Source organism: Glutamicibacter sp. NPDC087661 (genome assembly GCF_044743275.1).
Classification (GTDB): Bacteria; Actinomycetota; Actinomycetes; order Actinomycetales; family Micrococcaceae; genus Glutamicibacter.
On the sequence record NZ_JBIUWE010000004.1, the window covers coordinates 408,874 to 425,711 of the forward strand.

General features: G+C 63.6%; 14 protein-coding genes and 1 pseudogene. 9 read left to right on the forward strand and 6 right to left on the reverse strand.

The features are described from left to right. Positions 1-217 precede the first annotated feature (217 nt). Together ACIOTN_RS13365 and ACIOTN_RS13370 are read left to right on the forward strand one after the other, a co-directional pair. Complete coding sequence (locus ACIOTN_RS13365; RefSeq protein ID WP_402697691.1) at positions 218-1,564, forward strand: hemolysin family protein; 1,347 nt, start codon at positions 218-220, stop codon at positions 1,562-1,564. Further along, the gene (locus ACIOTN_RS13370) at positions 1,561-2,604 is read left to right on the forward strand and encodes a hemolysin family protein (RefSeq protein WP_105658952.1); all 1,044 of its coding nucleotides are present in this window, start codon (positions 1,561-1,563) and stop codon (positions 2,602-2,604) included. Before ACIOTN_RS13365 ends, ACIOTN_RS13370 begins: the two co-directional genes overlap by 4 nt. Before the next feature lie 209 nt (positions 2,605-2,813). Here the strand turns inward: ACIOTN_RS13370 and ACIOTN_RS13375 are convergent, their stop codons facing one another. Together ACIOTN_RS13375 and ACIOTN_RS13380 are read right to left on the reverse strand one after the other, a co-directional pair. Further along, positions 2,814-4,595 carry an ABC transporter ATP-binding protein gene (locus ACIOTN_RS13375; protein WP_402735488.1) on the reverse strand — a complete coding sequence of 594 codons (1,782 nt, stop codon included), beginning with the start codon at positions 4,593-4,595 and terminating at the stop codon, positions 2,814-2,816. After that, the gene (locus ACIOTN_RS13380) at positions 4,592-6,337 is read right to left on the reverse strand and encodes an ABC transporter transmembrane domain-containing protein (RefSeq protein ID WP_402735489.1); all 1,746 of its coding nucleotides are present in this window, start codon (positions 6,335-6,337) and stop codon (positions 4,592-4,594) included. Before ACIOTN_RS13380 ends, ACIOTN_RS13375 begins: the two co-directional genes overlap by 4 nt. 133 nt (positions 6,338-6,470) lie before the next feature. On the opposite strand from ACIOTN_RS13380, the gene ACIOTN_RS13385 reads away from it, so the two are divergent. The 5 genes from ACIOTN_RS13385 to ACIOTN_RS13405 all read left to right on the forward strand — a co-directional run bounded on the left by ACIOTN_RS13385 (position 6,471) and on the right by ACIOTN_RS13405 (position 11,577). Further along, entirely contained in the window at positions 6,471-7,460 is a 990-nt protein-coding gene (locus tag ACIOTN_RS13385) for an ABC transporter substrate-binding protein (protein ID WP_133833967.1), read from the forward strand. 145 nt (positions 7,461-7,605) lie between these two features. Continuing rightward, positions 7,606-8,481, forward strand: coding sequence for a siderophore-interacting protein (locus ACIOTN_RS13390; RefSeq protein WP_402735490.1), 876 nt, complete (start codon positions 7,606-7,608; stop codon positions 8,479-8,481). A 5-nt stretch (positions 8,482-8,486) separates the two neighbouring features. Then, positions 8,487-9,596: a FecCD family ABC transporter permease gene (locus ACIOTN_RS13395; RefSeq protein ID WP_402735491.1), complete on the forward strand. Its 1,110-nt coding sequence runs from the start codon at positions 8,487-8,489 to the stop codon at positions 9,594-9,596. A 62-nt stretch (positions 9,597-9,658) separates the two neighbouring features. Continuing rightward, positions 9,659-10,693, forward strand: coding sequence for an iron chelate uptake ABC transporter family permease subunit (locus tag ACIOTN_RS13400; protein WP_286134672.1), 1,035 nt, complete (start codon positions 9,659-9,661; stop codon positions 10,691-10,693). Continuing rightward, positions 10,690-11,577 carry an ABC transporter ATP-binding protein gene (locus ACIOTN_RS13405; protein WP_286134397.1) on the forward strand — a complete coding sequence of 296 codons (888 nt, stop codon included), beginning with the start codon at positions 10,690-10,692 and terminating at the stop codon, positions 11,575-11,577. Before ACIOTN_RS13400 ends, ACIOTN_RS13405 begins: the two co-directional genes overlap by 4 nt. 237 nt (positions 11,578-11,814) lie before the next feature. Here ACIOTN_RS13405 and ACIOTN_RS13410 read toward each other — a convergent pair whose 3' ends face one another. Next, positions 11,815-13,044, reverse strand: coding sequence for a CynX/NimT family MFS transporter (locus tag ACIOTN_RS13410; protein ID WP_402735492.1), 1,230 nt, complete (start codon positions 13,042-13,044; stop codon positions 11,815-11,817). Between the two features lie 350 nt (positions 13,045-13,394). On the opposite strand from ACIOTN_RS13410, the gene ACIOTN_RS13415 reads away from it, so the two are divergent. Further along, positions 13,395-13,826, forward strand: coding sequence for a transporter substrate-binding domain-containing protein (locus ACIOTN_RS13415; RefSeq protein ID WP_402735493.1), 432 nt, complete (start codon positions 13,395-13,397; stop codon positions 13,824-13,826). After that, on the forward strand, positions 13,823-14,785 hold the full coding sequence (locus tag ACIOTN_RS13420; RefSeq protein WP_402697699.1) for a cation diffusion facilitator family transporter: 963 nt from the start codon (positions 13,823-13,825) through the stop codon (positions 14,783-14,785). The genes ACIOTN_RS13415 and ACIOTN_RS13420 overlap by 4 nt, the downstream gene beginning before the upstream one ends. 119 nt (positions 14,786-14,904) lie before the next feature. Here the strand turns inward: ACIOTN_RS13420 and ACIOTN_RS13425 are convergent, their stop codons facing one another. The 3 genes and pseudogenes from ACIOTN_RS13425 to ACIOTN_RS13435 form a co-directional block, all read right to left on the reverse strand. Next, the gene (locus tag ACIOTN_RS13425) at positions 14,905-15,345 is read right to left on the reverse strand and encodes a hypothetical protein (protein ID WP_105662366.1); all 441 of its coding nucleotides are present in this window, start codon (positions 15,343-15,345) and stop codon (positions 14,905-14,907) included. A 701-nt stretch (positions 15,346-16,046) separates the two neighbouring features. Then, the gene (locus tag ACIOTN_RS13430) at positions 16,047-16,250 is read right to left on the reverse strand and encodes a cold-shock protein (protein WP_105658961.1); all 204 of its coding nucleotides are present in this window, start codon (positions 16,248-16,250) and stop codon (positions 16,047-16,049) included. Between the two features lie 465 nt (positions 16,251-16,715). Then, a pseudogene (locus ACIOTN_RS13435) lies at positions 16,716-16,838 on the reverse strand (acyl-CoA desaturase); the annotation flags it as partial.

A 16,838-nucleotide genomic window follows, 5' to 3' on the forward strand; every position in this document is an offset into this window, starting at 1 on the left:
TCTCTATGCAAGAGCAGGGGATTGGGCAAACAATTGTACGGTTCAACCAATTTGGCGCGCAGCATGCCGGATAATTGATGGAACATAGCAGGCCGGAGGAAGATACTCCGGTCGGAAGGGAATGATGGACGCTTCAGGCGACAGTAGATCTCATAGTTCCAACCCTCTGCCCGGAAGGCATGCCGGCCAGGCTCCGCAGGTCAGGGGGTGCATGTAATTGGAATGGATCTCGCTACTCATAGCGCTTCTCCTCATTCTCGGTTGCGGATTATTCGTTGCCGCTGAATTCGCGCTGATCACGGTTAACCGGAATCAGGTCAAGCAGGCCGCCGCGAACGGCGACCGCCGTGCCTCCGGTGTTCTCAAGGGCATGGAAACATTGTCCACCCAGCTTTCGGGCGCCCAGCTGGGCATCACGCTGACCAACCTCGGCATCGGCTTCCTCGCCGAGCCGGCCATCGCGGCCCTGGTCGTCGGGCCGCTGCAGGACTTCGGCCTCGACGAAACCCTGGCCCGCTCGGTCTCCATTGCCATTGCGCTGATCCTGGCCACCATCTTGACCATGGTCTTCGGCGAATTGGTTCCCAAGAACCTGGCCATTGCCAAGCCTTTCGAAACAGCCAAGGCCGTGGTGGGGTTCCAGCGCGGCTTCAGCGTCGTGACCAAGCCCTTCCTTTCATTCTTCAACGGCAACGCCAACTGGATTGTCCGCCGCTTCGGCATCGAGCCGCAAGAAGAGCTGGCCTCGACCCGTTCGGCCGAGGAACTGGTGGCCTTGGTGGGGCACTCGGCCCGCGAGGGACTGCTTCCCTCGGAAACTGCCGAAATGCTGCGCCGGACCGTGGCCTTCGGCAACCGCCGGGCCCATGATGTGATGACCGCCCGATCGCGGATGATCACCGTGACCGCCCAGGAGACGGTGCACGAAGTGCTGGAGCTTGCCGCGCGGACCGGGCATTCCCGCTTCCCGCTGGTGGACGAGGGCGGGCACCGCGTGCTGGGCATGGTGCACATCCGCGCCTTGCTCGCCATCCCCTACGCGCAGCGGCAGCAGTCCGCGGCCGGGGACAGCGCCGAAGAGGCCTTCCTGGTCCCGGATACCATCGAGCTCGATGAGCTGATGGACCAGATGCGCAACGGCGGGCTGCAACTGGCGGTACTGATCGACGAGACCGGCGACGTCGCCGGGATGCTCACGCTGGAAGACCTCGTGGAGGAAATCGTCGGCGAAGTGCGCGACGAGCACGACCCGGAGGATTCCACCATCCAGGTGCTCTCCGGGAACTCCTGGCGGCTGGATGCGGCACTGCGGCCGGATGAGGCCAATGAGCTGCTGGGCTGCCAGATCCCCGAGGACTCGGACTACGAGACCTTGGCAGGACTGCTGACCGTGCAGCTGGGCAAGTTCGGCGAGGTGGGCGATGTCGTGCGCCTCGTGGTCCCGGGCGAGCCCGGTGGACCGCATAAGGAACTTGAATTCACCATCCACGCCACCGATGGGCAGCGGATCGCCAGTGTCGATGTGACGGTGTCCGAGCAGGCAGAAGGGGAGGACGCGCGATGAGCGACCTTATGGGAATTCTGGTGACGGTTGCGCTGCTGGCAGCGAACTTCTACTTTGTCGGCGCCGAATTCGCGCTGATCTCCGCACGCCGGAGCATCATCGAGCCCAAGGCCATGGAAGGCAGCCGCAGCGCCAAGATGACGCTGTGGGCCATCGAGAACGTTTCGCTGGTCATGGCCGGTGCCCAGCTGGGCATCACCGTCTGCTCGCTGGCGCTGGGCTATGTCACCAAGCCGCTGGTGAAGTACGCGGTGGCCGGGCCCTTCGAAGCCATCGGCGTTCCGGCAGGCATGATCGACGCGCTGTCCTACGCGATTGCGCTGATCGCGGTGACCTACCTGCACGTGGTGCTTGCCGAGATGGTGCCCAAGAACATGGCGTTGGCCGGACCCGAGCGCATGGCGCTGATCCTGGGCCCGAGCATGGTCATCCTGGTCAAGGTGCTGCGCCCGGTGCTGTGGCTGATGAATGCCATGGGCAACCTGGTGCTGCGGATCTTCGGCGTCGTTCCGAAGAACGAAGTGGCCAGCACCTTTACCCGCGACGAGGTCTCTTCCATGGTGGCCGAATCCCGGGAGGGAGGCCTGCTCGATGCGCATGACGAGCAGCTGCTGCTGGGCGCCTTGCACTTCGATGCCCGGAGCATCGAGTCCGTGGCGATCAGCTTCGAGAAGGTGCAGACCTTGCCGGTGGATGCCACGATAGAGCAGATCGAGGCGGCGGCCGCGCATGGCTTCTCGCGCTTCCCGCTGGTGGACGCCGGCGGCACCCCGGTGGGCTATGTCCACGTCAAGGACGTGCTGGGCGCCGACGCGCAAGCCCGGACGCGGCCGCTGCAGCCCAGCGGCATCCGCGAGTTGCCGTCCTTCGGGCAGCAGCAGAGCGTGCGCACCGCGCTGCAGGAAATGCAGCTCTCCGGAGCCCATTTGGCCCTGGTGCGTGATGGCGAATCGGGCAAGGTCACCGGCATGGTGACCTTGGAAGACATGCTCGCAGAGCTGGTCGGCCAGATCAGGGACGAGCACCGCAGCGCAAGCTAGCCGCGCAAGCCGGACAATAAAGCACCGGGCAGGGGCTGGAGGCAGGATGGGACATCTCGGGCCTCCAGCTCTGCTCGTCCAGGGCATCACGGCGCCTTGGCACAGGGGGAATCCTGCGCGAGAGCACCAGCGCCGCCCCGAGCGGTGCGAAGCCCGTAGCCAGCAGCTATTCGACGTCGGACTGAACATGGCTGCCAGGAGAACGTGAACTATCCTTCCCACGCGGCCCAGAGCTGGGCATAGCGCCCACCGGCTGCCAGCAATTCCTCATGGCTGCCATCCTCGATAATCTGACCGTGCTCCATCACAATGATCCGGTGGGCCAAACGCGCTTGGGAGAGACGGTGGGCAATCACCAAGGCGGTGCGCCCGGCAGCCAGCGCGGCGGCGGCCATGTCCAGGGTCCGCGAGTTGCTGGAACCGGACTCGGCCGTGGCCTCATCCATCACAATGATGCGCGGGTTGAGCAGCTCAATGCGGACCAACGCCAGGTGCTGTTGTTCGTGGGCCGTCAATTGATGCCCATCGGAGCCGAGCAGGGTATCAAGGCCTTCGGGCAGTGCATTAATCCAGCCAGCGTGACAGGTTTCCAACGCCTGCTGAATCCGGGCATCGGTGCACGGCGCCGTGGATCCCAGCAGCAAGTTCTCCCGGACAGTTCCCGCAAAGACATGGGTCTCCTGCGAAATTAATGCGATGTTGCGGCGCAGGGTCGCGGTGTCCAGGGCGGCCAGCGCGGTTCCATCCAACGCGGCGGTGCCTGAGCTCGGCTCGATGACGCCGGACAAGATCTTGGCTGCTGTGGATTTCCCGGCGCCGGTCGAACCGACCAAGGCGACGCACTGGCCATCGCGCAGATGCAGGTCGAGATTGCCCAGGACCTGCGGGCCGGTCTCAAAACGGTGGCTGACACCACTTAGAGTCAGTCCCTCGGCAGGGGAAGAAGCTGAGGGAACCGCGGATCTGGCCAGCGGGGTGCGCCGAGCGGCCAGCAACACTCCGGTCACCCGGCGCAACGCGATCCCTGCTTCCTGGAGCATGTCGAACAAGGTGACCACCTCGGAGATCGGGTCGAACAGCCGATGGTAGAGCAGGGCCGCGGTGGTGACAGCGCCAACCGTCGCTGCATTGGCCTGGACCAGGAAGAACCCCGAGGTCAGCAGCGCGGCCATGGTGATGAATTCGGCCCGGTTGTTGCGTGCGAAGTAGCGGGTCAGCATGCGGAAAACCCGGTCCGCGACGTGGCGTGAATCGTCGCTTGCGTGTTCAAGGGCATCGATTTGCGTTTGCGCCCAGCCTTGGGAATGCAGCATAGCCCGGCCATGGAATGCGTTCAAGAAGGTATTGGTGCGTCGAGCGAGGATCTCGCGTTCTTCGCGGTAGAGCGGTGCGCTGCGTGGCAGGTACCAGCGCAGCGAGAGCAGGTACATCGGGACAGCGATCAGCCCGGTGAGCCCCAGCACCCAGTGCAGGGTGAACAGCCCTGGAACCGACAGCACCAGCAGCGTGCCGGCGGACAACAACGCGGGCAGCAGCCAGGCTACTGCCTGGGAGATCAGGCGCGAGTCATCCGAGACACGCGAGACAAGCTCGCCATCACCGGCGCGCTCCAGGATTCCCGACTCCAGGTGGAGCGCGTGCTCTACCGCGTCCTCGCGCAGCGTGGCCACCGTCGGCTCAGCAATGCGCGCGTACAGCACCCGGGCGTACCAGGTCAGCAGCGCGCCGCCGAGCAAGGAGGCGGCAATGGAGGCCAGGCACCACACCAGGGCGGAGGCCGGTGCGCCGGTGCCCAGCGCATCCACCAGGATGCCAATGGCAAACGGCGGGACCATGGCCGTTGCGGAGGCAGCCAGGGTGATCACGGATGCCCAGGTGATCAGCAGGCGGTGCGGGCGAAGCGTTCGCCGCAGTGCCCGCCAGGCCGCAGCGGCGCTGGCGGTCGGCAGGGCGGGAGCGGAGGGTTCTGCCCGGTCGTGAACAGCGCTCATCGGCCGACCACCTTTTCATAGGTCGTATTTTCTGCAAGTGCGCGGTGGGTGGAACGCGTGATGCTTCCATCGGCCGCGAGGAAAAGCACCTCATCTGCGGCATGCAGCAGGGTGGGGGATGTGCTCAGCACCAGCAAGGTGCCTGCCCCGGCTCCGTTGCTGGCGGCATGCGCGCGCAGCTGGACCAGGCCCTGGGCGATGTTCGCCTCGGTGACCGAATCCACTGCGCTGGTTGGATCGTGCAGCACGCGCGCCAACGGTCCGCCGGATAATGCGCGGGCCAGTGCGATGCGTTGACGCTGGCCGCCGGAAAGGTTATGTCCACGGCCCTGGACCTGGTGTTCGAGCCCATCGGTTAGCGTGCCCAGCAGCTCGTCGACGCCGCTGGCGCGCAGCAGCAGCTGCAGGGTCTGCGGGTCGGGCAGCGCTGCGTCGCCCACAATGTTTTCCTTCACGCTGCCCTCGATGAGGTGCGCCTGATGCGGGGCCATGCGCAGCAGCTGCGGCAGGTAGGCGGGATCGATCTGCGCGGCGTCGATTCCATCAACCAGCAGCCGCGCGGCCGCCGCCGCTGTACCTTCGCGGACTGCCGCGGTGCCAGGATTTTCCGAGCCTTCGCTGAGCAGCTTGGCCAGCCGGTGGCGCATGCTGTCGTTGGCGCAGACCAGCACGGTGAACCTGCCGGGCACGAAAACCAGCGGGCGTTCGCCAAGCCCGGGCACATCCAAGGCAAGTGCTGCATCCGGCTCGGCTGCCGGACGCCGGGTTCCGGGTTGCCGCCCGCCGTCGGCCAGTAATGCGGCAACGCGATCCGCCGCGGCGATGGACCGGGTGCCGGCTTCCACCGTTGAGACCAGGGTGCCCAGCGGCGTGGACAAGAACTGGGCCACGCCCAGCACACCCAGCAAGGTGCCGATGCCCATGGCTCCTTCAGCAACCTGCCAGGCGCCCAGGCTGGCGGCGGACAGCAGGACCAGCCCCGAGATCAATACCTGGGCGCCCTCGATCCGTCCGGTGGCCGAAGCGGAGGCCACCCCCGCGGTGGCGGCGCTGCGGCTGGCGGCACGGTAGCGCTCGGATGCCTGGTCCTGGCCGCCGATGCCACGCAGTACCTGGACTCCTGCCATGAGATCGGCGGCCGCCGCGCCGGATGCGGCGATATCGGACTGCAACCGGTCGCTGGCCCGGCTCAATCTGGGGGTCAGCCAGCGCAGGGCGGCCATGCCCAGTGGCGTGATGGCCAGCACCGCCAGGCCAACCCAGAGGTTGGCCCAGAGCAGGTATCCGGCGCAGACCAGCAGGCCCGCCAAGGCGCTGAAGCCCAGGGAAGCCTGGCGGATGATCGTCGCGGTGACGGTGGTGTCCACCGAGGTGATGGCAGCAATTTCCCCGGGCATCCGTGCGGTGGCAGGCCGATAGCCGGGGTCCAAGACATGCTCGGCGATCCGGGTTCGCATCAGGTGCACCTGGCGGTTCATTCCGGAGTTGCCCAGCCGTGCACCCAAGCGGTAGCCGGAGGACAGCATGAGGAAGCACAGGCCGAGGGCGGCGAGCCACACCACCAGCAGCGGCAAGCTCTGCCCGGCGATGGCGTGGTCGATGGTGGCACCGACCAGCGCGGGGACAAGCGCTTCGCCCGCTGTCCAGCAGGAAAGGAGGGCGATGGCGCCGATGATGCGGCCGCGTTCGGCTCGCAGCATGCCGCGCAGCAGAGTGCGCCCGGTGAGCATAGATGAGGACATGCTACCCATAATATGCTATTAATTATTTTCGTAACTCACATAGGTTAGCCTATGCTCAGTGCCGATTTGTGGTGCGCTCCGTGGGACCTCGCAGTCCACGCACCCGGCGGCCGACCGTTTAAGGATCACCCGCATGACCCGCAAGATCACTCGCACTTTGTTGGCCCCAGCCGCGCTGCTTGCCGCCACGGCCTTGGCCCTGACCGGCTGCGGCCAGTCCTCCGAGGCCTCCCAGGCGCCATCGTCCCCGGCGGCCGAAGGAACCCCGCTGAAGACCGTGGACCCGCAAGGCCACGAAGTTTCGCTGGAGCAGCAACCCGCCGCAGCCCTGGGTTTCTACACCACCGACGTGGATATCCTGACCATCCTGGAGGTGCCGCTGGCCGCTGAACAGCCGATTCGCGGCGACTCCGGCTTCACTACCTTCCCGGACTACTTCGACCAAGAAGCCTTGGAGGGGGTCACCCCGTTCGCCAACTACCCGGAATTCAACTACGAGCGCGTCCTCGGCGCCGCCCCGGACTTCATCCTCAACGGCCTAGGGTATGACGCCGAGGTGCATGAGAAGCTCGCGGCCATTGCCCCGACCTACACGACCAACGCCTTTGACGGCGAAACGTGGCAGTCGCACTTCGAGCGGACCGCCAAGGACCTCGACCGGCAGGCCCAGTACGACCGGTGGCTGCAGGACTACCAGCAGGCGGGTGCCGAAGCCAAAGCCGCTATCGACGAAGCCGGAAACGGCGACCTGACCGTCGCCACCCTGGGGTACTGGGATGGCAAGGTCAACGTCGACTGCTACGCCTACCTCGAATGCGGAGTCTTTGACACCATTGGCCTGGAGACCACCGAGTTGAGCCGCGAAAAAGGCCTGTCGCTGAGCTTGGAGGAACTGGACCGGCTCAAGGACGTGGACGCGGTGTGGATGTCCACCGGCGTTGGCGAGGATGCGAAGGCCGAGCTGGACAAGTCCATCGCCTCCATGGCCAAGTCGCCCTACTGGAAGGATCTGCCCTTTGTGAAGAATGAGCGGATCTACACCTACAACATGGAAATGGCCTACGGTTCGCCGTCGGGCGCCACAGCGTTCCTGCAGCAGGTCCGCAGCGACCTCGCCGGATAATTCAGCCATTGCCGACCTCCGGACCGGCACCGCCAAGTGTCGGGGCCGGACGGACACGGCCATCCCCTGCGCCTGAGCGCACCTCAACTACTCCTCTCGCGTTCGCCCTCCAAGCAGCCGACGCCTCCAGATTCAGGACTCGACCATGGAAATTTTTGAAGCAACCGTGCAATCCACCCGCCTGCTCTCGCCTACGCTGAAGCGGCTGCGCTTCGCGGTGCAGGGCTTCACCAGCACGGGGGTCGGCGACGAATATGTTCGCCTGTTTTTCCCGCATACCGAGGACCGCAGCCTGCTGTGCCTTCCGGTAGCCGATGGGGAAACCTGGCGCACGCCTCCGGGGCAGCCGGACGCGCCAATGCGCACCTACACCATCCGCGACTGCGGCGAGGGGTGGATCGATATCGATTTCGTGGTCCATGACGGAGGCATTGCCGCCGCGTGGGCACTGGCCGCCGAACCAGGAGACCGGATCGGCTTGAACTCACCGACCGGGCTGTACGATTGCCCGCCGGAAGCAACCTCGCAGGTGCTGATCTGCGACCTGACCGGGCTGCCGGCCGCGGTACGGCTGGTGGAACTGACCGGTGAACAGGTGTGCACCGAGCTGGTGGTGGAGATCCCGGATGAGGCCTCGCGCCTGGACCTGTCGGGTTTGCCGAACCTGGGCGTGCAGTGGATTGTGGCCGGAAACGGCGTGGCCCCCAGCGTGTTGCCCAAGGTGGCACGCAAGGCGGTTGAGGCGGCGGCCGGATCGGAAACCCGCCCGTACGTCTGGGTGGCCGGGCAATCCGCTGCGCTGCGTGAGATCCGCAAGATGCTGCACCGGGAACTGCGGTGGCCAAGCACCCAATACAAGGTGATTGGCTACTGGGTCGAGCAAGCCGAGAAGTGGCGTGCCCAGTGGGATGCCTTGGATGCCGGTATAAAGGAGGCCCTTGATGCCCTCTGGGACAGCTTCGAAGACCACGACGAGGCATTGATCGCATACGAGTCCGAACTTGCACGCCTGGGGCTCTGAGCACGGTGGCAACCACACGGGATCCCGGGCTGTTGCTGGCCCCACCCGGCGCAGCACCACCGGGCAGCGCGGCCGGTACCGATGCGGACCAACGGCACCGGGTGCTGGTGGGTTCACCGGGAGCCAAGCTGGTATGGCTTGCCGTCCTGATTGCCCTGTTGGCGTTCACGGTGCTGTGCTCGCTGGCCTTCGGCAGCCGCCAGATCGACCTGTCCGTGGCCTGGCAGACCATCACCAATCCCTCCTTCAATACCGATGAGGCGCAGGTCATCCGGCAGTTGCGGGTTCCACGTACGGTCCTGGGCGTTCTGGCCGGGGTCGCGTTGGGCGTAGCCGGGGCCCTGATCCAGGCGCTGACCCGCAACCCGCTGGCGGATCCAGGCATCCTGGGCGTCAACGCCGGAGCCCAATTCTCCTTGGTGATGGCAAGTTTTGCTTTCGGTTCGCTGAGTGTGCTCGGTGCCATCTGGTGGGCCTTGGGCGGTGCGCTCGCCGCAACCTTGGCGGTATACGGATTAACCCTCTCCAAGGGAGGACGCGCCGCCGACCCGTCGACCTTGGTGCTGGCTGGTGTGGCCTTCGGCGCGGTGCTGTCGGGGATCACCACCGCGCTGGTGCTGCTGCGTCCGCAGATTTTCGACATGATGCGGGTATACACCGCAGGAAATCTCAACGGCCACGAGCTTCCAGCAGTGCTGCTGATTGTCCCCTTCGTGGCAGTGGGCCTTGCCATCGCGCTGTGCTGCGCCGGGTCGCTGAATGCGATTGCCCTGGGGGATGCTCCGGCCAAGGCGCTGGGCGTGCGCATCGCCCCGGTGCGGATCGCGGTCATCGCCGCGGTGACATTGCTCTGCGGCGCGGCAACCGCGCTGGCAGGCCCGATTGGTTTCGTCGGACTCATGATTCCGCACGTGGTGCGCTGGCTGTTTGGCGTGCAACAGGGCTGGATCCTGATTTTCACCATCGTCCTGGCCCCTGTGCTGCTGCTTGGTTCCGACATCCTGGGCCGGGTGATCCTGCCCAATGCGGAGGTCTCGGCGGGAATCATCACCGCCTTTGCCGGTGCACCTGTGCTCTTGGCCTTGGCCCGGCGCAAGAACGCGAGTACCCTATGAACCTCAAGCCCCTGATCCCAGCACCGGCTGAGGCAGCCGGTGGGCGTGTGCAAGGGTGCCAGGTGCCAACCGGACGACGGGAAGTGCGGATCGGTCGTGGCCGTTGGAGTTGGCGGCTTGATCGCACCTCGCTGCTGGTGGGTACGGCCCTGGCCCTGTGCGGGCTGCTGGTTGGGCTCATATCCCTGGCCCTCGGGGATGTGCGTGTGCCGATGGACCAGGTGATTCCCGCGCTGCTGGGAAACTCCGAGCACCGTTATGAAGTGGTGGTCCGCGACTGGCGGCTGACCCGGGTGGTCCTGGCACTGGCATTCGGATTCGCCCTCGGAATCTCTGGTGCACTCTTCCAATCGTTGACCCGGAACCCCCTGGGCAGCCCGGACGTGATTGGCTTCAGTTCGGGGGCTTACACCGCGGCGCTGGCGCTGATGCTTTTCACCACCGCGAGTGCCGCACAGATTGCCGTGGGTTCCATTGCCGGAGGCCTGGCGGCCGCGGCATTGGTTTTCATGATCGCCAGCCGCAACGGGACCACAGGGTTCCGGCTCATTGTGGTCGGTATTGGCGTTGGCGCCATGCTGGCCTCGGCCAACACGTTCATGCTGTTGGCAGCTCAACGCCAGGTAGCCATGTCTGCAGCGGTATGGGGTGCTGGTTCGCTGAACTCGGTCGGCAATGCCGTAGTGGGTCCTTCGCTGCTGGGCATTGGCATTTTCGCGCTTGCCGCGGTTCTGCTGCAACGCCATGCCCGGATCCTGGAATGCGGAGATCCGCTGGCCATTTCGCTGGGCGTGAATGCCAAGCTGGTGCGCGCGTCGATGGTGGTTGTAGGAGTTGGCCTGGTGGCGGTGGCCACCGCGGCGGCTGGGCCGATCGCCTTCGTGGCCCTGGTGGCCCCGCAGATCTCGGCCCGGCTCAGCGGCCGTGCCGAGCTGGACCTCGTTCCGGCTGGATGCTTCGGAGCGTTGCTGCTGGTGTCGGCGGACACCGTGGCACGCATAGCTTTCATGCCGATCCAGCTGCCGGTCGGCATTGTGACCGTCTGCCTTGGCGGAGTGTATTTGATTTGGCTATTGATAAGGGAGAGTCGCGCATGAGCGCATTGGGAACCGAACCCGCTCAGCAGGCAGCCGACGCGGTAAGAGCGGGCATGGTGGCGCGGAAGCCAGCGCCTCGGCTTGAGGTGCAGGGGGTGCAGCTGGGATATGGCCGTGAGCCAGTCATCGATTGCCTCGATGCGTCCTTCGAAGCGGGCAAATTCACCGCGATCATCGGGCCCAACGGCTGCGGCAAGTCCACGCTGCTCAGCGCGCTGGCCAGGTTGCTGAAGCCCATGGCCGGCCGGGTGCTGCTGGATGGCAACCCCATCGCATCCTACAAGCCCAAGGCCTATGCACGGGAAGTGTCGCTGTTGAGCCAGCAAGCCATCGCTCCCTCGGGGATCACCGTTGCCCAGCTGGTAGCCCGCGGCCGCTTCCCGCATCAGAAGCTGCTGGCCCAGCATAGCGAGCAGGATGAAGCGGCGGTCCACGCTGCACTGGCCGCGACCGGAACCCTTCCCTTGGCCACCCGCCGGCTGGCCGAGCTTTCCGGCGGCCAGCGCCAGAGGGTCTGGGCGGCCACCACCTTGGCCCAGCAGGCACCCATTCTGCTGCTGGATGAGCCGACAACCTATCTGGATGTCGCCCATCAGGTGGAGCTGCTGGACCTGTTCGCCCGGCAACGCGATGCGGGAAAAACCGTGGTCGCGGTGCTGCACGACATCAATCAGGCAGTGCGATACGCCGACACCGTGGTGATGATGCGTGGCGGAAAGATACTGGCTTCCGGCGCACCAGAAGATGTCATTACGGCGCAGAGCCTTGGCGAGGCATTTGGCGTGCACTGCGAGATTCACCCCGATCCGGTGACATCCGGTCCGATGATGGTCGCCGTCCCCGGCAGGCTGCGTCACGAGTCCGCGCCGAAATCAGTCGATTGATAGCTCGGATCCGGGGTGGCCCACGGCGCAAGATGCTGCCATGGGCAAGAACCCGGTCGCTTGGTTGAGCCTTGGTGGGGGAGTTTAGAGACCATCCCATGAACCGGGCTGGATACGAGCCTCCTGACTGCTTGGGAACCGGTCCGGATAGCCGGGGCTCTTGGTGCGCAAGTTTGGCTGACGGGGTAGTTCCCGCAGCCTTTTGTGCAGTGGTCAAGCGCCGCGGGCTGGCATCAGCTACCGGGATCGCCGAGCGGACTCGAAGGGCGAGTTCTTGCGCGAAAGCAGCAAGGTCAGCATTGCCCCGAGCAGCGCGAAGCCTGTGGTCAGCAACCAGGTGGCATTCCAGCCGCCGGTGATTGTGGCCATGGATGCCAGCAGCATCGGGCCGGTGAAGTTGCCGATGTTGAAGATCTGCTGGGTCAAGCCCATCGAGGCAGGGGCCGAACCGCCGGGCGGAGCCAGATCGACCACCACGCGGGTCATGGTGGTCGGGATGGCCGCTCCGGCCAGCGAGAAGAAGCCAACGCAGATCATCTGGATCCACAGCAACCCAGGCGGGTAGTCGAAGGCGAAGGTGCAAAACGATGCCAGGGACATCAGCGCAAAGCCGGCTAGCAGCAGCGTGCGCCCATTGGCGCCACGCTGGAGCAGCCCTCCGCAGAGGATCGCGCCCACCGCGTTCAGCCCGCCCACCACGGCGGAAGCCAAACCACCGGCCACCGGATCCAGGCCGAATTCCTCGTAGATGGTGGGCAGGAACCCCACTACTGCCATCCATTGCACCGTGTAGCAGCCGAAAATCAGGCCGCTGATCCACACGCGCGATGCCCGGGCGGTGATGGCGATGCGCCGGGCGGCCTCACGCAGGGCCGCCGATCCGGCGGGTTCATCCGCACCCACGAACTTGAGGATCAGCGGAATCGGCAGCAGGGTGATGAACGCGAGGATGCCCCACCACAGGTGCCATGACAGGTGCTGGAGCACCAGCGCCGTGGAGAAGACCCCGATGAAGGTGGCCATGCCCATGTAGGCGGCCCACCACCCCACGGCCATGTTCAGGTTCCGGATGGGGGCATGGAGGCGCACCAGCCCCGGCCCCATGACGGTAGCCATGATCACGCCCGCCCCTTCCAGGACGCGGGTGGCCAGCAGCAGCGGAGCGCTGGGGGACAAGGCGCCCAGCGCGCTGCCCAGCATCAGCAGCAGCAAGCCGAGGACCAGCGTTCGGCGCTGGGAGATGACTTCCGACAGCAGGGAAACGGCTAGGCCCCCGGCCATGCCGGCTACCTGCACCACGCCCAGCAGCACGCCGGAGAAAATCAGCGAGAAGCCCAATTCGTCCTGGATCACGGTCAGCGCGGGGGCGAGCTTCCAGATGTGCAGGCCGGCCACCACGCCGGAGGCCACGATGATGATCCAGGCCGCGTTGGTCCGCTGCTGGACCTGTTCCATTTTGGCTTGCACTGCCGCCGATGCCTCCTTGCATAGGACGCGCCAACTGGTGCTCGGCGCTACTGTCCACTTCGGATTGTGGCACGGGCCGGGCAGCGATCCGGCATTCGTGTCATTGAACGGGAATCCCTGCCGGCGGCACTCCGGGCTGGATCCACTAGCCCAGGGTGAATTCTCCTTCGGCAGGTTGCAGGTGCGAGCTGAGAGTTCGCCGATATTTCCCGGGCGTTGCATTGCAGCACGAGTCCTCGGAGTAGTTTGGAGGCCAACCCGGCCGATCAAGCTCAGGAGGAATGATGTTCCGGCACAGTTCGTCCCGCACCCGGCAAGTGAAGGCAGCAGCGGCTCTTGGATGCGTCTTCATGGCGACAGCCTGCTTCCCAGCGGTGCCGGTGGACCCCGAAGGAACCCTGGACACGGTTCGTTCCGGGACACTTCGGGCCGGAGTATCTCCTGCATCGGATTTCGTGGAAATACGGGATGGAGCACCCCAGGGCGCCGAACCAGCGCTCATAGAAGACTTTGCCCAGCATGCAGGTGCCGAAATTCAATGGACCATTGGTGGCGAAGAGCAGCTAGTGAAGCAGCTGGAAGCAGGCCAGCTGGATCTGGTGGCGGGAGGCATCACCTCCAAGACGCCGTGGACGGAAAAGGCTGGAGTCACTCGTCCCTACACGACCGCCATTGACGCCAAGGGCAAGGAAAGGAAAATCGTCCTGCTCGTGCCTCCGGGCGAAAACGCATTCCTGTCCGAGCTGGAGTACTTCCTGGACCAGACGCAGGAGATGCCATGAAAAACGCTGCCGGAACGCACTTGCCTCCCGAGCAACGCGAACTCATGGCGCGCGCTGCGAAGCTCGAGTGGATCAGCATCGGATACACGGCGCTCACCATTACCCTTGTGGCACTAGTGGTGGGAAATTCGCAGGCCATGCGCACAGCGTGGATCGAAGACATGCTCTCAGTCCTGCCGCAGCTGGCCTTTTTGGCATCACTGCAGTTCACCCGGAGGGCTCGTCGGCGCTCGCACCCCTACGGCTACCACCGGTCCATGGGAGCCGGGCATCTGGTCGCAGGAGTGGCGTTGCTCGTCGTCGGAGCGATGCTCGCGTACGAATCGGTATCGGCTCTGGTTAAACTGGAGCACCCGACCATCGGAACCATGAACCTGTTTGGCCATACGGTATGGCAAGGATGGATCATGATGGCGGTCATGGCGCTGATCGCGGCACCGGCCGTGGTGCTGGGACGGTTGAAAATCAAGATTGCCCAACCGCTGCACAATAAGCTGCTCTACGCCGACTCCAAGATGGCCAAGGCCGACTGGCAGACCAATGCTGCTTCGATCGTCGGTGTCGCCGGAATCGGCGTTGGGTTGTGGTGGCTGGATTCCACCGCGGCGCTGGTGATCGCTGCAGGCATTCTCAAGGACGGCTGGGACAGCACGAAGTCCGCAACCTCGGATTTGCTGGATCGCCGTTCCAAAGGTGTCGACGGCACGGATCCGCACCCGCTGATCCCGGCCATGGAGGAACAGCTCCATGCCCTGGATTGGGTTCGCACTGCGGGATTGAGGGTCCGCGAACTCGGCCAGGTCCAGCACACGGAAGCGTTCATCGTTCCGGAATCCGATACCGTGACGCTGGCCCAATCCGAGGAAGCGCGGAAAGTGCTAGAGGGAACCGACTGGAAAGCGTATGACGTGGTGGTGACGATAGTTCCCGAGCTGCCTGAGTTCCTCAAGCAGGGCTGAAATTCGAGGTCTAGGCCCCCGCCTGGAGCGCAGTGGAAGCACGGCGATCCGGCGAGGAAAACCGGCGAGGCAGGGTGCTGGCGCTGGAGCTAGCAGCCCGCCTCGGCTGCCCCGCCGGACTAGCCGATATCGGTGGGTGACGTGGCTACTTGGCCAGGCCAGTCGTTGCGCACAAAGCAGGGAATCTCATGGATTGCCGCGCTATGGGACCAGAAAGCGACGCGAAAGGGCATCATTTTCTCCGTGTGCTGCCGGGAGCAGAGTTCGCTGATGGTGGTTCCAGCTGGCAAATGGGGAACTTTGGGAAACAGCGGGCTGGGTACCGTGATGTGCCATAGCTGCAGGTCATCGGTTTGGTCATCGTCAAGAACCATGAGTACAGCCCGGCCATGGACCGATACGAAGCCCATTACTTCATCTACTGGATCAGTGCGTTGCGCGAATACCACGGGCATGCCCTCCATCCAGCCGTACGCAGTGAGATGGGTTCTGGCCTCGGGGCAATGCAAAAGTTTTTCGACGCGGTGCATGGCGCGCATATTTAGTTCAGGCATGTTCATTTAATCCTCCGCTGATGGCAGCTCTCCGAAAGGTGACCGCCCACGAAGTTCTGCGGCATAAAGCCGCGGAATCCCCCGGGTTTCGCCTTTGGCGCTCGGTGTTCATCGTGGAGTGTTCTTCTGATAATACATCTTGTTTCCAACCGCCGAGCGGCGCCTTATGTGGACACATGCCCAATGTGGTGCAATTCGCAGGTTTTCAAGTGGGATGTCCCTGCGCAAGCAGTGGAGCAGAGATCCATTTAGCAGAACGAGATTGCCGGGTTAACTAGAGTCGAAGAATTGAATGAATAGCGAATGGGCACTTTCCTGTTTCGCCTCTTAAAGCTGTGGATCGAAGTAATTCTGCACTCAATACCCAGAGCGTTTTGGACCGCGCAGGTCCCGGAAAAGCTTCAGATGCCTGAAGCGGCGCGTATCAACGAGCCGGTCAAGTGCTTGGAAGGAATATAACTGTAGGCTATATAACCCTCGTTGGTCTCGCTTGGCTTGAAATCTTTCGTTAGTCCGGCTCATGATCGAAGCGTTGCGTCTAGCCCGGTGTTGGTCTTGCTCTTCAGGACCGTGTCGGGTTGCTGGGTGCTGATCTTTGGCGTAAAAAGGTACGGTCGTTGCAACGCCTGATTGTTCAGGATGTTGCAACGACCGTTAGAACCCGTCGACCGCCTGCCCCGCTTTTGGGGTGATCGGCCTAAACGCGCTTAGCGTGCCTGGATGTCCGCAGCCTGAGGTCCCTTTGGACCGGATTCAAGCTTGTATTCGACCGATTGTCCTTCTTCAAGATTCTTGAATCCGAAACTCTGAATTGCGCTGTAATGCGCGAAAACGTCAGCGGATCCATCAGAAGGCTCAATGAAACCGAAGCCCTTTTCGGAGTTGAACCACTTTACAGTGCCAGTAGCCATGTGTATTCCTAAATCGTAATTCGCGATATGTCGCGATTTGAGCTTGTGCCACCGTAGCAGCACTGAAGCCATTATTTTTGTTGCATCCCGTGAAACTTAATCAAGCATGAATAGCTTGGAGAGCCAGAACATCGAATTCTGAGTTCTGGAGTAAGAATTCACTGGAGACGCATGTAATAGCGGTCGAAGAGGTTCTATAGAAACGCAGTTTCAAACCGACTGCCCCACCACGGAAGTGGGGACGAATATTTCAAGTGACGCGATTCGCTCTCATGGGAAAAGATACCGAGGAAACGCTTATTAAAAATCCAAGGGAGGAACAATAGGAATTTTCAATTTTCCTTATTGGCTCTAATATCTAGACTACCATGAGGAGCTCACTTAATCTCGCCGGTTTGCTGTGAGGGGAAGTCGAAGTCCTGCCCGGGACGCCGATTTCGTTGTTCTGTGCCTGCAGCAAGACCGTTATGGGATTCGGTATCCGGAGATCATTGGGCACTCGAAAGGATCCCGGGCCGATAGCCCGACCTTGTTCAGGTAGGTGATCACCTGTGCGTAGGATTCGCGGACACTGGCCACGGTGTATGG

Bases quoted from the DNA above. Each gene is read 5' to 3' on its own strand.
- ACIOTN_RS13420 (WP_402697699.1), top strand. From the start codon at position 13,823: ATGAAAAACGCTGCCGGAACGCACTTGCCTCCCGAGCAACGCGAACTC.
- ACIOTN_RS13375 (WP_402735488.1), bottom strand. From the start codon at position 4,595: ATGAGCGCTGTTCACGACCGGGCAGAACCCTCCGCTCCCGCCCTGCCG.
- ACIOTN_RS13425 (WP_105662366.1), bottom strand. From the start codon at position 15,345: ATGAACATGCCTGAACTAAATATGCGCGCCATGCACCGCGTCGAAAAA.
- ACIOTN_RS13370 (WP_105658952.1), top strand. From the start codon at position 1,561: ATGAGCGACCTTATGGGAATTCTGGTGACGGTTGCGCTGCTGGCAGCG.
- ACIOTN_RS13430 (WP_105658961.1), bottom strand. From the start codon at position 16,250: ATGGCTACTGGCACTGTAAAGTGGTTCAACTCCGAAAAGGGCTTCGGT.
- ACIOTN_RS13385 (WP_133833967.1), top strand. From the start codon at position 6,471: ATGACCCGCAAGATCACTCGCACTTTGTTGGCCCCAGCCGCGCTGCTT.
- ACIOTN_RS13405 (WP_286134397.1), top strand. From the start codon at position 10,690: ATGAGCGCATTGGGAACCGAACCCGCTCAGCAGGCAGCCGACGCGGTA.
- ACIOTN_RS13415 (WP_402735493.1), top strand. From the start codon at position 13,395: ATGGCGACAGCCTGCTTCCCAGCGGTGCCGGTGGACCCCGAAGGAACC.
- ACIOTN_RS13390 (WP_402735490.1), top strand. From the start codon at position 7,606: ATGGAAATTTTTGAAGCAACCGTGCAATCCACCCGCCTGCTCTCGCCT.
- ACIOTN_RS13380 (WP_402735489.1), bottom strand. From the start codon at position 6,337: ATGTCCTCATCTATGCTCACCGGGCGCACTCTGCTGCGCGGCATGCTG.